Annotated in this window: 11 protein-coding genes and 1 pseudogene; 11 read left to right on the top strand and 1 reads right to left on the bottom strand. The window is 60.3% G+C overall.

The genetic code is table 11. The features are described from left to right. Positions 1-98 precede the first annotated feature (98 nt). A pseudogene (locus HYZ49_14780) lies at positions 99-203 on the bottom strand (methylmalonyl-CoA mutase). A 146-nt stretch (positions 204-349) separates the two neighbouring features. Here HYZ49_14780 and HYZ49_14775 point away from each other — a divergent pair. The 11 genes from HYZ49_14775 to HYZ49_14725 form a co-directional block, all read left to right on the top strand. After that, positions 350-4,444, top strand: coding sequence for a GAF domain-containing protein (locus HYZ49_14775; GenBank protein ID MBI3243545.1), 4,095 nt, complete (start codon positions 350-352; stop codon positions 4,442-4,444). Between the two features lie 234 nt (positions 4,445-4,678). Further along, the gene (gene hrcA / locus HYZ49_14770; protein ID MBI3243544.1) at positions 4,679-5,710 is read left to right on the top strand and encodes a heat-inducible transcription repressor HrcA; all 1,032 of its coding nucleotides are present in this window, start codon (positions 4,679-4,681) and stop codon (positions 5,708-5,710) included. Positions 5,711-5,716: 6 nt separating this feature from the next. Next, the gene (grpE, locus tag HYZ49_14765) at positions 5,717-6,277 is read left to right on the top strand and encodes a nucleotide exchange factor GrpE (protein ID MBI3243543.1); all 561 of its coding nucleotides are present in this window, start codon (positions 5,717-5,719) and stop codon (positions 6,275-6,277) included. A gap of 68 nt (positions 6,278-6,345) precedes the next feature. Continuing rightward, a complete protein-coding gene (gene dnaK / locus HYZ49_14760) occupies positions 6,346-8,250 on the top strand; it encodes a molecular chaperone DnaK (GenBank protein ID MBI3243542.1) in 1,905 nt (634 codons plus the stop codon). Between the two features lie 66 nt (positions 8,251-8,316). After that, complete coding sequence (gene dnaJ, locus HYZ49_14755) at positions 8,317-9,450, top strand: molecular chaperone DnaJ (GenBank protein MBI3243541.1); 1,134 nt, start codon at positions 8,317-8,319, stop codon at positions 9,448-9,450. 69 nt (positions 9,451-9,519) lie between these two features. Continuing rightward, positions 9,520-10,476, top strand: coding sequence for a 50S ribosomal protein L11 methyltransferase (prmA, locus tag HYZ49_14750; protein ID MBI3243540.1), 957 nt, complete (start codon positions 9,520-9,522; stop codon positions 10,474-10,476). Positions 10,477-10,641: 165 nt separating this feature from the next. Then, positions 10,642-11,004, top strand: a complete 363-nt coding sequence (locus tag HYZ49_14745) for an RNA-binding protein (GenBank protein MBI3243539.1) — start codon at positions 10,642-10,644, stop codon at positions 11,002-11,004. A gap of 88 nt (positions 11,005-11,092) precedes the next feature. Beyond that, positions 11,093-12,163, top strand: a complete 1,071-nt coding sequence (locus HYZ49_14740; GenBank protein ID MBI3243538.1) for an alpha/beta fold hydrolase — start codon at positions 11,093-11,095, stop codon at positions 12,161-12,163. Between the two features lie 319 nt (positions 12,164-12,482). Next, a complete protein-coding gene (locus tag HYZ49_14735) occupies positions 12,483-14,468 on the top strand; it encodes a peptidase M4 family protein (GenBank protein ID MBI3243537.1) in 1,986 nt (661 codons plus the stop codon). Positions 14,469-14,605: 137 nt separating this feature from the next. Next, entirely contained in the window at positions 14,606-15,544 is a 939-nt protein-coding gene (locus HYZ49_14730) for a PrsW family intramembrane metalloprotease (GenBank protein ID MBI3243536.1), read from the top strand. 6 nt (positions 15,545-15,550) lie between these two features. After that, positions 15,551-16,101, top strand: a 551-nt coding sequence (locus tag HYZ49_14725; protein ID MBI3243535.1) for a hypothetical protein, incomplete at its 3' end; no start/stop codon positions are given.

The raw sequence follows: 16,101 nt of genomic DNA, 5'->3' as shown, positions 1-16,101 counted from the left end.
GCTGTGTTGAGTTGGACCATCATTGGCCGCTGATAGCGTTGGGGCCAGAGTACCCAGGCACCCTCCACCCCCAGGATGTCCACGACCAGCCGGGTGACTTCCATGCCGGCGTCGCGCAGGGCGCGGGCAATCACTTTAGCGCCCCGATCATGACCATCCAGACCGGGTTTGGCTACCAAAACGCGAATAGGGGTTGTGTTCATAGAACTCCGTCAGTCGGAATGGTTTGTGTCCGAACTCACAAAACGATTATACCGCAAGAGTTACAGAGGCCTGTCATCGCCGGGCGGCATTGTTCCTGAATTGAAACGCACCTGCAACTGCGCCGTCCTTGCATCCGGCCACAGCAATGGGTACAATCGTCTACGAGATGGCTACCACTCAAACCACCCCCACTACTACCAAAAACCTTGATCTGGAATTTAGGGGGACACTGGAGCGCCTGGCGAGTCTCATTGTGTTGTGCTCGCTCCTGGCCGTTGTCGGCGTCTACGTGGCCGCGCCCTTCCTGGCTTACACCTGGGCGCAATTGCCGTACATGGGCGGGTTTGTCGAGCCAACGCTGATCTTCAACGGCGTGGGCGACCCCGGTTGGGCCTTGTTAGCTGAAGGCGTCCAGACGGCTTACCCGGATCGATTGATTTCGGTGGGCGGGGTTGAGGTAGGAACCACTGCCGAGTTGAACCGGTTGATGGCCGGGCACTCGGTGGGCGACACAGCAGAGATCGTCATTGAACGGGCCAGCGGCGATTCAGCCTTCGGCCCATTTAAAGTAGACGGCCAAACCGTCGTCAACGTCACCCTCACCAATTTCGGCTTCTCCAGTCTCGTCAATTTCTTTGTCATCCCATATTTCATCGGCTTTCTATTTTTGGTGATCGGGCTGTGGGTGTTTTACCTGCGACGCGATGAGGCCTCGGGGCGGGCCTTTGCCTTGTTTTGCGCCTCCATGGCTGTCATCATCGGCGGGTTGTTTGACCTGTACACCACCCGGATTTTTGCCTCGTTGTGGACAGCCTGCATTCCGCTGGCCGCCGCCAGTTTGCTTAACCTGGCTCTGGTCTTTCCGCAAGAGGCGAGTTATGTTGCCAGGTGGCCGCTCTCACGCTGGATTGGATTCCTGCCAGCGATGGTGATGGTGGTCATTGGCGTCGCCAAAATCAACGACTTGTCGAACCCGCGAGACTACGCCGGCGTTTGGGTCTTGGGCTACGTTTACATGGCCCTCGGCGCACTGTACTTCATCGCCAACAACATCTATCGCTGGTGGCGAGCCAAGTCGCCCACCATCCGCGAACAAAGCCGGATCATCATCCAGTTTTCGGCGGGCGCGTTTTTGCCGGCCAGCTTCTGGGCCTTTGCCACCGGACTCTTCAAAGCCAACTGGACGTTCACGCCGTTGCTGTTTTTGCCTATGCTCTTGTTCCCGTTCGGCATTGCCTGGGCCATTTTGCGCTATCGCCTGCTCAACACCCAAATCATTCTTAGCCGGGGACTGGTTTACATTTTGCTGGGCGTGCTCACCACGCTGGGCTACGGCTTGCTGGTGGCCGGAGTCAGTTGGCTGGTGGGGTCTCGCGTCCCAGCCAACTCCCCCACCCTCATCGGCTTGCTGGTTCTGTTTCTGGTGGTTGGCCTGGCCCCTGCTCGCTCGTGGCTGCAAATTCAAGTAGATGCTCTGCTGCTGCGGGGAAACCGGGCTTACCGTGAACACCTCAACACCTTTAGCCGCGCCCTGACCGAGTCGGCTGAACTGCCATTCATTGCCAAACAACTGCGACAACAAGTTGATGTCGTTGTCAGGCCGGCTCACATCTACTTGTTTTTACGAGACGCCAATCAGACTGATTATGGCGCTTACAATGCCGAAGGCCGCCCCGAAACCGACCTGCGGTTCACAATGGACAGCGCCCTGACGCGCACGCTGGCCAGCCAGCGCCTTCTTTATCTCGCGCCCGACTCGCCCCTGCCCATTTCACTTCAACGCGATCGTGGAAAGCTGGGCGTGCTGGGGTCGCCGCTCTTCGTTTCGCTTAACAGCAAGAACGGCCTCATTGGCTGGCTGTCTCTGGGTGGCCGTCTTTCCGGCGAACCCTACTCGCGGCAAGACCTGGAGTTTCTGGAATCGCTGGCCGATCAGAGCGCGCTGGCTGTTGAACGCGCCCAGGCCGTCACCGTGCTGGAAAAGCGCGTCAAGGAACTCAACGTGCTCAGCCAGGTGTCGCAGGCCATCAACTTTTCAATTAAGTTTGACGATCTGCTGGAACTGATCTTCGCCCAGACCAGCCGCGTGCTCGACACTCGCAACTTCTCCATCATCCTCAGTGAGCCGCGAACGCGCTCACTCTCGTACGCCTTCTTTGTGGAAAACAACGACCGCCAGACCAGCCAGGAAAAACAACCCTGGCCTCAGGGCGTGGGCCTGGCCAGCGAAATCATTCGCTCCGGCCAGCCCATCCTCACCGCCGACTACCTCGACGAGTGCGCCCGCCGCCGGGTGCCACCCCTCAACCGGCCCTACCATGCCTGGATGGGCGTGCCCCTCAACGCCAGCGCGCGGACGCTGGGCGTCATGTCGGTTGCCTCCCTGGAAGTGGGCCGGGTCTTCACCGAAGAGCAACTCAAAATTTTCTCGGCCATCGCCGACCAAGCGGCTACCGCCATTGACAAGGCCCGGCTCTACCAACAAACCGACCAACGCGCCAAGCAGTTGGCTACCCTCAACCAGGTGGCCCAAACCATCACCTCCACGCTTGAACTGGAGCCACTGCTCCAGCGCGTGCTGGAAAGCGCGGTGGATATTTTGGGGTGCGAAGCCGGAAGCCTGTTCTTGATTGACGAAGAGACAACCGACTCGATCTTCAAGGTGGCCGTCGGGCCGGCCGCCACTGATTTGATTGGCTTGCGTGTTCCAGCCGGGCGCGGCATTGTTGGCTCGACGGCTGAGAGCGGCCAGCCCGTCATCGTCAACGACACGGCCTCCGACCCGCGCTGGTACCAGAAAGCCGACAAGCAAACCGGTTTCATCTCGCGGGCGGTGATGGCTGTTCCTTTGCGCGTCAAAGAGCGCATCATTGGCGTGATCGAAGTCATCAATAAACGTGACGGCTCCCCCTTCGACGACGAAGACGTGTCCCTGCTCACCGCTTTCGGCGGTCAGGCCGCCGTCTCCATCGAAAACGCCCGCTTGTTCAGTCTCACCGACAAAGCCCTGGAAGCCCGGGTCGAAGAATTATCGGCCATGCAAAAGATTGACCGTGAGCTGAACACCGCTCTCGACATGAAGCGCGCCATGACGGTAGTGCTCGAGCGCGCCCTGAGCCGCACTGCCGCCGATGCCGGCCTGGCCGGCATGGTCACGGCTGAAGGAATGTTGATTGTGGCTCATGAAGGGTACGACAAGGCCATCGCCCCTTATCTTGATATTCCTCTCCCGCTCAACACCGGCCTGCTGGCCGTCATCATGAACTCCAACGAAGCGGCGCAGGCCGCCGATGTTCAATCAGACGAAAGCGCCCTCAGGATTTTGCCGGAAGCTGTTTCGCAACTGGCAATTCCGATCCGCCGGGAAGAAGAAACCATCGGCGCAATTCTGCTCGAGTCCCGCCAGCCCGATGCCTTCAGCGGCGACATCTCTTTCCTCTCGCGTCTGGCCGATCACGCCGCCATCGCCGTTGCCAACGCCCGGCTGTTCAACGAAGTGAGAGCCGCCAACCAGGCCAAGAGCGAGTTCGTGTCCTTCATCTCTCACGAGCTTAATCAGCCGATGACGTCCATCAAAGGCTACGCCGACTTGATGGCGGCGGGCGCGATGGGGCCGCTCAACGATTTCCAACAGCAACCCATGGGCGTTATCCGGGGCAACGTGGATCGCATGATCACCATCATCAAAGACTTGTCGGATATTGCCCGAATCGAGTCTGGCCGGATGAAGCTGGAATCGAAGGTCATGCCGTTCCAGGCCGTGATTGACGATGTCGTTCGCACCCTGCAAGGCCAAATTGACGCCAAAGAGCAGAAGCTTATTATGGAAGTGGAGCCGGACTTGCCGCTGGTGTGGGGCGATCATTTGCGCCTGGTGCAAGTGCTGACGAACCTGATGAGCAACAGCTACAAATACACCCAGCCCGAGGGCACGATCCGGCTCATCATTCAGCGGTCGGCCAACACCTGGGACCCTCAAGGCGCGCCGGAAGTGTTGCACATCGCCGTGCAGGACAACGGCTACGGCATCTCACCGGCAGATCAAAAGAAAATCTTCAGCAAATACTTCCGCGCTGAAGATCGGGCCATTCGCGAAGCGCCAGGCACGGGGCTTGGCTTGAACATCTTCAAACTTTTGGTGGAGTTGGGTGGTGGCCGGGCCTGGTTCGAGAGCGACCTGGGCAAGGGCAGCACCTTCCACTTCACCGTGCCGCTGGCTTCGGCGGTTGAACCGGCCTGACGACGACTCTGACGATAACCCTGGTTGCTTTCAAAAGTGGCCGGGGTTTTTTTTGTTCCCGGCACGAATGTTGCTCCCAGCAACGAGTTGAGCGATTTGGCAAATCGCTCAGCGCCCGCCTTACCGTTTACTCATGTGGTTTTTCTTGACACTGTAACTTTCATCGTGGTATTATTTTTCCGTCGCGATTTAGCACTCAGCAAGAGAGAGTGCCAATAAGTTGACAGAACTATTATGAAACTCTCTGGGCGTCAGGAAACCCTTCTTGCTCTTATTGTTCGCGAATATGTGGACTCGCCGGCCCCGGTGAGTTCAAAGAGCATTCGCGAAAAATATGGCCTTTCGTTCAGCCCGGCTACCATTCGCAACGAAATGGCCGCGCTGACCGAGAGCGGGTTTCTGCGCCAGCCGCACACCTCCGCCGGGCGCGTGCCCACCGAAGAGGGCTATCGCTATTTCGTCCAACAAGTGCTGGGCGAAGTGGAACTACCCATCGCCGAACAAAACACTATCAGCCACCAGTTTCACCAGACGCACGGCGACGTCAACCAGTGGATGCGGTTGGCCGCCTCGGTGCTGTCACAGCACACCCGCAGCGCCGCCCTCATCACGGCCCCGCGCAGTCAGGGCGCGCACTTCAAGCACATTGAACTCATTGCCACTCAGGGGCGGCAAGTGCTCATGGTGTTGGTGCTCAGTGGCGGCGAAATTCGACAGCAAATGCTCACTCTGGCCGAGCCGGTTCAACAGGAGCAACTCAGCGAAACTGCCCACCGCCTCAATGCCCAACTCGCCGGGCAGAGCGCCGACGGAATCAGGAGTCTGAGCGCGCACTACGCCGTCTTTGAAAACGAGATCGCCCGCCTGGCCGCCGATCTGTTGGGCCGGGACGACTCCACCGCTCCCGGCGAAATCTATCGCGACGGCGTGAGCCGCATGTTGGCCGAACCGGAATTTGCCAACACCGAAACGGCCCTGCACGCCCGCCGCGTGCTCGAAGAACAATCCTTCCTGCAGGAATTTCTAGCCAAAGTCCTCAGCCCCAACGTCGGCAGTGTGCAAGTCGTCATCGGCGGCGAAGGCGATTGGGAAGAACTCAAAGACTGCTCGATGGTGCTGGCCCGCTACGGCATCAACAACGTCGCCACCGGCGCGCTCGGCATCCTCGGTCCCACGCGCATGGCTTATGGCCGCGCCATTTCAACGGTGCGTTACGTGGCCGGCCTGATGACTGATCTGGTGCAGGACGCTTACGGAGAATCTTAATCAACTATGGAGACCGTGATCGAAAACGAAACTCCAACCCCTAATAACACAGAAGGGGTGGCCGCCTCTGAAGGGGCAACCGAGGCCGCGCCCGCCTCAACCGACTCAACCCAGCTCAAGGCCGAGTTGGAAGCGGTGAACGCCAAAGCCGCCGAGTACCTCGACGGCTGGCAACGCGCTCGCGCCGACTTCGCCAACTACAAAAAGCGCATCGAGCGCGAGCAGGCCGACTCCCGGCAAACCATTGCCGCCGAAGTGCTGGCTCGCGTCCTGCCGGCGCTGGATGACTTTGAGCTGGCGCTTAAAAATGCGCCGACCAACGGCGACGGCGCAAAGTGGGCCGAGGGTGTGACACTCGTCCACCGCAAGCTCACTACGATTCTAGAGAACGAAGGCATCAAGCGCATCGAGGCCGAAGGCCGGCCCTTCGACCCCAACCTGCACGAAGCCGTCGTCCACGAAGAGTCCGCCGACCATGCGGAAGGCCACGTCACCGCCGTCTTACGGCAGGGCTACAAACTCGGCGACCGGGTTCTGAGGCCGGCGCTGGTGAAAGTTGCAAAATAATAACCAATAACGAATAACCAATGGTTATTCGTTATTGGTTATTGGTTATTGAAACAGGAGACCTCATCATGGCAAAAATCATTGGCATTGATCTCGGCACCACCAACTCCGTTGTCGCCGTCATGGAAGGCGGCGAACCCGTCGTCATCCCTTCCTCCGAAGGCGCGCGCCTCATCCCGTCCGTCGTCGCCATCAACCCTAAAACCGGCGAGCGGTTAGTGGGGCAAGTGGCCCGGCGGCAGGCCATCACCAACGCCGAGAACACCATCTTCTCCATCAAGCGCTTCATGGGCCGCAAGTTCAGCGACCCCGAAGTGCAACGCTCTCTCAAGCTGGTGCCCTACAAAGTGACCGCCGCCCCCAACGGCGACATTCGCGTGCATATGGGCGGCAAAGAATACTCGCCGCCCGAAGTCAGCGCCATGATCCTGGCCAAGCTCAAGGCGGATGCCGAAGCTTACCTGGGCGAGACGGTGGCTCAGGCCGTCATCACCGTCCCGGCCTACTTCAACGACTCCCAGCGCCAGGCCACCAAAGACGCGGGCCGCATCGCCGGCCTGGAAGTTCTACGCATCATCAACGAACCTACCGCCTCGTCTCTGGCTTATGGCCTCGACAAGAAGAAGGACGAAACCATTGCCGTCTACGATCTCGGCGGCGGCACGTTCGACGTTTCGATTCTGTCGGTGGGCGATGGCGTGTTTGAAGTGCGCTCGACCAACGGCGATACCTTCCTCGGCGGCGACGATTTCGACGTGCGGATCATTGACTGGGCCGCCGACGAGTTTAAGAAGGATCAGGGCATTGACCTGCGCTCTGACCGCCAGGCCCTGCAACGCCTGAAAGAATCTGCCGAGAAAGCCAAAATTGAGCTTTCGACGGTCATGCAGACCGAACTCAACCTGCCCTTCATCACCGCCGACGCCAGCGGCCCCAAACACCTCACCCTCAGCCTCAGCCGCTCCAAGCTGGAGCAGTTGACGCGCGACCTGGTGGAGCGATCCATCAACCCAATGCAGAACGCCATCAACGACGCCAAGCTAAAGCCGGCAGACATTCATGAAGTGGTGATGGTGGGCGGCATGACGCGCATGCCCGCCGTGCAGGAAATCGTCCGCAAGACGTTCGGCAAAGAGCCGCACAAAGGCGTGAACCCGGACGAAGTGGTGGCCGTCGGCGCGGCCATTCAGGCCGGGGTGTTGGGCGGCGACGTGAAAGATGTGCTCCTGCTCGACGTGACGCCGCTCACCCTGAGCATTGAAACCTACGGCAAAGTGGCCACCGCCCTCATCGAGCGCAACACCACCATCCCCACCAAGAAGAGTCAAATCTTCTCTACCGCTTCCGACATGCAAACCTCGGTGGAGATTCACGTGGTGCAGGGCGAGCGCCCCATGGCCGACGACAACAAGTCGCTTGGCAAGTTCATCCTCGACGGCATCCCGCCCGCGCCGCGCGGCGTGCCGCAAATTGAAGTGACCTTCGATATTGACGCCGACGGCATTCTCAAAGTGAGCGCCGCCGACAAAGCCACCGGGCGCAGTCAGCACATCACCATTCATGCTTCATCCGGCCTCGAAAAATCCGAGATCGAACGCATGAAGAAAGAAGCGGAGCAACACGCCTCGGAAGACAAGGCCCGCCGCGAGATCATCGAGGCCCGCAACGCCGCCGACTCGGCGGTCTACGTGGCCGAGCGCGCCATCAACGATCTGGGCGACAAGGCCGATGCCACGGCCAAGGCCGAAGTGCAGAGCAAGGTTGAAACCCTGCGCGGGCTGATGAATGGCGAGGACACCAAAGCCTTGCGCGACGCCACCGCCGCTCTGCATCAGGCGGTGCAAACGCTGGGCGCGGCGGCCTACGGCCAGGGCGGCCCGAACATGGGCGGCCAACAAGCCCCCGGCGGCGAGCCGGGCGGCAACGGCCCCGCCGACGATGGCGTGGTGGACGGCGAGTTCAAAGAAGCGTAAGAACGACAAAATCCAAATGACGAATGACAAATGATGGCAATTTGTCATTTGTCATTCGTCATTAAGATGGCAACTAAACGCGACTACTACGAAATCCTCGGCCTCTCCCGCGATTCATCAAAGGACGACATCAAGGCCGCTTACCGCAAGCTGGCCAAGCAGTATCATCCTGATGTCAACAAAGATGACGGGGCTGAGGAAAAATTCAAAGAGGTGAGCGAGGCCTACAGCGTGCTCTCGGACGACGAGAAGCGCGCGGCCTACAACCGCTTCGGCCATGCCGCGTTCCAGGGCGCCGGCGCCGGGTCTGCCGAATACGGCGGCTTTGGCGATTTCGCCGACATCTTCGAGCAGGTTTTCGGCACGGGGTTTAGCGGACGTTCCTCTGGCACAAGGCGGGGGCCCCGGCGCGGCGCAGACTTGCGTTACGAGCTGGCGATCTCGTTTGACGAGGCCGTGCATGGCGTCCAAAAAGAGATCGAAGTGAGTCGCGCCGAGACCTGCCCCACCTGTTCGGGCAACGGCGCTGAACCCGGAACGTCGCCCACGCGTTGCGCCACTTGCCGGGGTTCGGGCGAAGTGCGTCAGGTGCGCCAGACGTTTCTGGGGTCAATGGTCAACGTGACCACCTGCCCCACTTGCCGGGGCGCGGGTGAAGTGATTACGACGCCCTGCCACACTTGCAAGGGCCGGGGCCAGGTGCGCAACAAGCGCCGCCTGCAGGTGAGCATTCCGGCGGGCGTGGATGTCGGCACGCAAATTCGGTTGTCGGGCGAGGGTGAGCCGGGCACCAGCGGCGGCCCCAGCGGCAACCTGTACGTCATCATCAACGTCGAGCCGCATTCGTTTTTCCGGCGGCGGGGCGACGACGTCTGGCTCGAATATAGCGTCAACATTGCCCAGGCGGTGCTTGGCGCCGACGCGCATGTGCCGACGATTGACGGCGAAGAGAAGCTGAAGATTCCGGCGGGCACTCAGCCCGGCACGGTTTTCCCCATGCGCGGGCGCGGCGTGCCTCACGTGCAACGCAACGGGCGCGGCGATCAGTTCGTCGTCGTCAACGTTGCCATTCCCGCCTCACTCAACAGCGAACAGAAGAAGCTCTTCAAAGAGCTGGGCAAGACGCTGGATGGCGCCGGCTCGTCCACCAATCAGAAGAAGAGCTTCTTCGACAACCTCTCCGATTTTTTTGGAGATTGAACTCAGTGGATAGTGGGCAGTGGTCAGTGAACGGCGCTGCCCACTATCCGCCGACCACCATCCACTGGAATGCATTGGCTCGAAATCTCCCTCATCCTCGACCCCGAACTGGCTGAACCGGTGGCCGACGCGCTTGCGCCTTACGCGCACCAGGGCGTGTCAATTGAGTCTACAGCCATTGAAGCCAGCGCCGAAGATGAAGGCCGCGCTGTCGGCCCTCTGCGGGTGCGCGCCTACCTGCCCGCCGACGACCCGGAAGCCCTCGAAAACACCAAACAGAAAATTGAGGAGAGCCTGTTCTACCTCAACATGATTCGCCCCATCCCGTCGCCGGTTTACACGCCGGTGGCCGACGCCGATTGGGCCGAACTGTGGAGGGCCAGCTACAAACCGATTCGCGTCGGCAACCGTCTTCTCGTCATCCCCTCCTGGCTTGCCGACGACCTGACCACCCAACCCGCTGACGCGAACCACCCAACCATCCAACCACCCAGCACCCCCGCCATCCCCATTCTCATAGACCCCGGCATGGCCTTCGGCACCGGCACGCACCCCACCACCCAGCTTTGCCTGGCCCTGCTCGAAACGCACCTCAACCCAGACGACACGGTGCTGGATTTGGGTTGCGGCTCCGGCATCCTGGCCATCGCCGCCGCCAAACTCGGCGCAAAGTCGGCGCTGGCAGTGGATATTGAAGACGAATCGATCCGGGCCACAAAGGAAAACGCCGAACTCAACGGGGTGGCCGCCTCCATCGAGACTCTTCTTGGCTCTCTCGCCGACGTTCAACTTTCCAACCTTCAACCATTCAATACAACCGTCGCCAACATCATCGCTCCGGTCATCATCCGGCTTCTCGGCCAGGGCCTGGGCCAGACGATTGCCCAAAACGGCGTTCTCATCGTCTCCGGCATTTTGGCCGAGCAGGCAGGTGAGGTGAAAGCCGCCCTTAATCGGGCCGGCCTCACCGACATTGACCGGAAGCAAATGGGCGACTGGGTGGCAATCGCAGCCACAAGGAAATAGCGCTTTAGCCTCTGCGCTAATTTGAAGTACAATAACAACCAGGAAAGGGGCCCCTATTGAATCAATGAGGATGCGCTGGACGCGTGCGAGGACAATCGGCATTGGCGAGTCGGATCGGTCGCCAAATTAGCTGTTGCTCTGCTTGAGGGCAACGAAAGGAACACCATGAATCTCTATGTAGGAAATCTGTCTCGACAAGCGACCGAGGACGAACTTCGCGAAGCGTTTGGCGCCTTTGGGCAAGTGACCTCAGCCTCCATCATCAAGGACAAGTTCAGCGGCGAATCGCGGGGCTTTGCCTTTGTGGAAATGCCCAACAGCGCCGAGGCCCAGGCGGCCATCACCGGTATGAACGGCAAAGAGTTTAAAGGCCGCAACCTTACTGTCAACGAAGCCCGCCCGCGCGAAGATCGATTCAAGAGTGGCGGCCCTCGGGGCGGGAGCGGCGGTTTCTCAGGAGGCGGACGGCGCGACAATCGTGGCGGCGACCGCGACAAACGCGGCGGCACGCCTCGCCGTTCCTGGTAAAACCAGACTGTTTCGGAGGCGAAGCGTTCCGGAATAATTTTGCAATTTGTGGCAACCTTATTCCAAATGCTTCGCTTCTGCGTTTAAAATGCGCGCCGTTTTCGCTCTCGCTCTGTTCCTCTCGGCCTGCATCAACACACCGACCTTCACCCCCACTGCCGAGCAACTGAATAGCCCCTCTGCGGCTACACAATCGCCGACGTTCACCGCCACCGCTACATTCACAGCAACAGCCACCCCGACTCCAACCCGGACGCCCGTTCCGACGGCAACAGCGACCCCCGATCCTTACGGCGCTTACACCATCGCCCATCTTGCCGCTCGAAGCTACGGCGGCGGCGAACTGCAAATCGTCGAAACGTTAGCCGTCGGCCAAACATTCACCCGCGCCATCGTCAGCTACCCCAGCGACGGCCTGACCATTTACGGCTTCATGAACGGTCCTCACGGAAGCGGCCCGTTCCCAGTCGTCATTGTTTTGCACGGTTACATTGATCCAGCGGTTTACAGCACACTTGATTACACTACGCATTACGCCGACTCGTTAGCCCAAGGCGGCTATCTTGTCATTCACCCCAACCTGCGCGGCTACGCGCCATCGAATGATGCGGCTCCAGAGGAGAATCTTTTCCGGGTCGGCTTCGCGGTTGATGTTTTGAATTTGATTGCGCTGGTGAAAGCGCAGGGCGGCCAGCCGGGACCGTTGCAAGCGGCCAACTCAAACGCCATCGGTCTGTGGGGCCACAGCATGGGCGGCGGCGTCTCCACCCGCGTGCTGGCGATCAGCCGCGACGTGAGGGCGGCGGTGCTTTACGGCGCGATGAGCGGCGACGAGCAGAAAAACTTCGACCGCATCTACAACGTCTTCTCGGACCGGGCGCGCGGCTTTGCCGAACTGGACACGCCCGCCGAGGCGTTTGCCAACATCTCGCCGGTCTTCTTTTTGGATCGGGTGACGGCGGCGGTCAGCATTCATCACGGCGAGGCCGACGACGTGGTGCCGCTCGAATGGTCGCTCGACCTGTGCGACCGGCTGACGGCGCTGGGCAAGCCGGTTGAGTGCTTCACCTACCCCGGCCAGCTGCATACGTTTGTCGGCGACGGCGACACGCTTTTTATGGAGCGGGTGATTGAGTTTTTTGGCAGGGAGTTGAAATAGCAATGACAAGACAGTCCTGAGATATTCTGCAGAACCTTAGTTTTTGACACTCTAATCCGCCCACAACCCTTCGCTCTAAGTTATCCCCGGTCTTGCTGGGAAGCTTCCCTACAGAACCAAAGGTAATGTGAAGAACAAAGTCACTAGCGGATTAGCGAGACTAACCAGAATCCACGAAGTTGGCATAAACCAAAATCCGGCTACAATAGGCCGTACTTCACGCAAAGCAGTTGAGACAACCGATCCGGAGAATTGCCCGGATCGAATCCGTCAAATTCGTTTGATCCGTTGTTCTTGCCAGCCTAACATCAGAGGTCATATGCCCAAATCGCTTCGACCTTATGCGCTTTTACTCAGCGGCCTGCTCGTCGGCCTCCTCCTGGCCGCGCCCTTCTTGCGGCCCGACGGGCAAACCCGCCGCCGCGCCGAGCCGCCGCCAAACACAACCGTCCAGTGGAACGAGTCTACCGGCACGCCTGACTGGCTCGACGGCCCCCTGCCCTACACCCTCTCCCAGGCCGAGCAGGCCGACCCTGAACTGGCCGCCCGCAACGTCCTCAACTTCTACCACGACCTGTTCGGCGTCCAAAACGCCGCCGCCGAATTTGAACTTGTCCGCATCGAAGCCGACAAGCTCGGCCAGACCCACGTCCGCCTGCAACAGGTGAGAGACGGCATCCCCGTCTGGAGCCGGGTGATGGTGGTGCACCTGGGCGAGACTCAGGTGCTGGGAATCAACGGCGACTTCCAACCTGATCTGACTCTCTCCACCGTTCCAGCCGTCACCCTTGGGGAAGCCGAGTCGCAAGCCCTGGCCGCCGCCTACGGCGACAGCCCGACTCTCTACGCGCCGAGCCGCTTGATGATTTACGTGAGCGACGACGGCAAGTCGTACCTGACGTGGCAAGTCAAAATCAACACCGTCTTGCCCGGCGGTAACACCGCCTATTTTGTGGACGCCATCAACGGCGGCGTCATGCATGAGTCGCCGCTCACTGCCAGTGACAAGTATCGCGAAGTGTATGACGCTCAACTCAAAGAAAACCTGCCAGGCCGATTGCTGTCCAGTGAAGGCACGGTGCCGCGCGACCCTGCCGGAAAAGCCGTGTATCAAAACGCGGGCATTGTCTACGATTACTGGAAGAACACCTTTGGCCGCGACTCGTACGACGACAACGGCGGCCCGATCTACCTCATCGTCCACTCGCCCGAACTTGGCAACTCGTACTGGAACGGGCAAGTGCTGGTCTTCGGCGACAAGGACGACTACATCACCAACAAAGACGACGCCTACGTGCTGGACATCATGGGCCACGAGTTCACCCACGCCATCGTCCAGTACACGGCTGACCTGGTCTACGAAACGCAATCGGGCGCGCTCAACGAATCATTCGCCGACGTGTTCGCGGTGATGATTGACCGCGACGACTGGCACTTGTTTGAAGACAATTCCGCCGCGCCGCCCCTGCCCGTGCCCTGGTTGCGCGACATGCAAGACCCGTCGCTCGGCGACTACAATCCCAAGAAGCCACGATCCGGTTTCGGCCAGCCGACGTTAATGAGCGAGTACGCCAACCTGCCCAACAGCCGCGACGGCGACTGGGGCGGCGTCCACGTCAACAGCGGCATCCCCAACCACGTCCTCTACCTGGCCGCCACTACTTCCAGCCGCGAAGTGACAGAGCAAATCTGGTATCGCGCTTTGAGCACTTACCTCACACCCAAGTCGGACTTCAAGGACTTCGCCACCGCGATTCAAAAGTCGGCGGCAGATTTGTATGGCGCAAACAGCGCCGAAGCCAACGCAGTGAAAGCCGCGCTGGTCGAGTCCGGCATCGTCAAAGGCACTGGCGGCACAACCAACCAACCCACGCCCGTGCCCACCACTTCGTCGTCAACCACCATCCAGCCCACGCCCGCGCCCGTCGTCGCCAGCGGGTGCAGTGAGCTGACCACCAACGGCGCATTTGAAAACGCCCGCTCCGACCCCTGGGTGGAAAAGACCAACCTCAACGCGCCCATCATCGCCGCCGACTTCCCGCACACCGGCAAGAAGGGCGCCTGGCTCGGCGGCACCGATCAGGAATCATTCCAGTACATCTATCAGGACATCGCCATCGCCGCCAACCTCAATCGCCCAGGCCACCAAAGACGGCAAGCTCTCTGCCGACGAAGTGCTGGCCAAAGGCGTCAGCGACCGCAAGGGCGCGTTCAAGCTCGACAAGAAACTGGCGCGCGGCCAGAGCTACAACGTTGTGGTCATCGCCAGCGGCTACAAGACCCTGGCCGTGGACAGCGCCTTTGAAATTGTCGCCAACGATCCTGACCCGTCGGATTTGGACGTGCAGTTGCAGAAACGATAATTGCGTATCGCGTATTGCGTATTGCGTAACTCCCGCCAGGATACGAAATACGGAATACGAAATACGGAATAGAGCTTCCATGACCTCTCAAACCTGCTGTGTCTGCCACGAACGACCCGCCACCCAGACGCTCGGCGGGCGGCCTTATTGCGACGAACACTACGAGCACGCCACCCGCGACAATCGCGGCTTCGTGCGCTCCGGCCTGATCAACCTCGGCCTGATCGTCGTCTTCACCCTCGTCGTCTCCGGCTTCACCGCTGTCGCGCCCGTCAACCTGAGCGGGGGCGGTTTGCTCGTCGTCGGCCTGGTGCTGGCCCTCATCCCGGCCTTGCTCTGGCTGGGCTTCTTCTACCAACAAGATCGGCTCGAGCCTGAGCCGCGCCACTTTGTGTTAGGCGTGTTCTTCCTGGCAATGTTGATCACGGACGTGTTCGGGCGACGGTTCCTCGACGGCTTCTTTCAAACGCGCGAGTGGCTGGCCCTCGACAGCACCAGCGCCCTCGTCGGCTACATCCTCGTCGTCGGCTTCACCCTGGAGGCCATCAAGTACGCCGTCGTCCGCTTCACCGTCTACCCCACGCTTGAGTTCGACGAACGCATGGACGGCATCGTCTACGGCACCGCCGCCGGGCTGGGCGTGGCGACCATGATCAATTTGAATTTCATTTTAGACTCGGGAGGCGCGGCCCTGTCGTCGGGCATCATTTACATCGTCGTCACTGCGCTGGCGCACGGCGCGTTCGGCGGCGTGGTCGGCTACTTTCTGGGCGAAGCCAAGTTCGTCAGCGAGCCAGCCTGGTGGATGCCGCTCGGCGTGGCTCTCGCCGCCGTGCTCGACGGCCTGTTCTCGTACTTCCTGGCCGAAGTGAATCAGGCCGGCATCACCGTCTCGCCCTGGCGCGGCCTGCTGTTTGCCCTCGTCGTCGCCGTCGTCACCTTTGGCGCTTTGCTCTACCTCATCCGCCGCGCCATCGCCCAGACTCTAAAATCCAGCGCCGCCCCGCAAGGAGACTAACTGAACATGAGCGCCGCTTCGCCTTCCCGCCAACTTTCTGAGGACACTCGCGCCGACCTGCTGGTGGCCCTGGTGGTCGCCGTCGCCTTGACGATTGGCTGGTTCTACAAAGAGACCGCCCTTTCTCAGGTCACGCCGACTCTCGATCCCAACTCGCAATTCAAAGTCAGCCTGCCCTCGCACTGGCTCACCCACGAACTTGAGTCGGTAGATATCTTCCTCTCCGCCGAAAACCCGCGCGCCGATTCGGTCTACAAGACGGCGGTCGTCGGCCAGTCCTTCCTGCTCGACCCCGCAAGCCCGACCGCACTCGACACGGTGGTAGACCGCCTGGTGCGGAAGCACGGCGACGAACTACTGGGCTATCACCTGCTCGACATCCGCACCGACACGGTTGACGGGGCCGAGACGCGCATCGTCGAATACGCCTACGTCGTCCAGCCGATTGACCAGCCCTTCCGGGCTTCCCTGCCCGTCGTCGTCCACGCCTTCGATTACGTGATCTACACCCCGACCGAATACTGGCTCCTCACCTTCACTGCCGACGAGCAGTTGAT

This window comes from Chloroflexota bacterium (genome assembly GCA_016197225.1).
Taxonomy (GTDB): Bacteria; Chloroflexota; Anaerolineae; order Anaerolineales; family VGOW01; genus VGOW01.
Note: the sequence above shows the minus strand (reverse complement) of the source record. Positions and strands in the feature narration are given on the sequence as shown.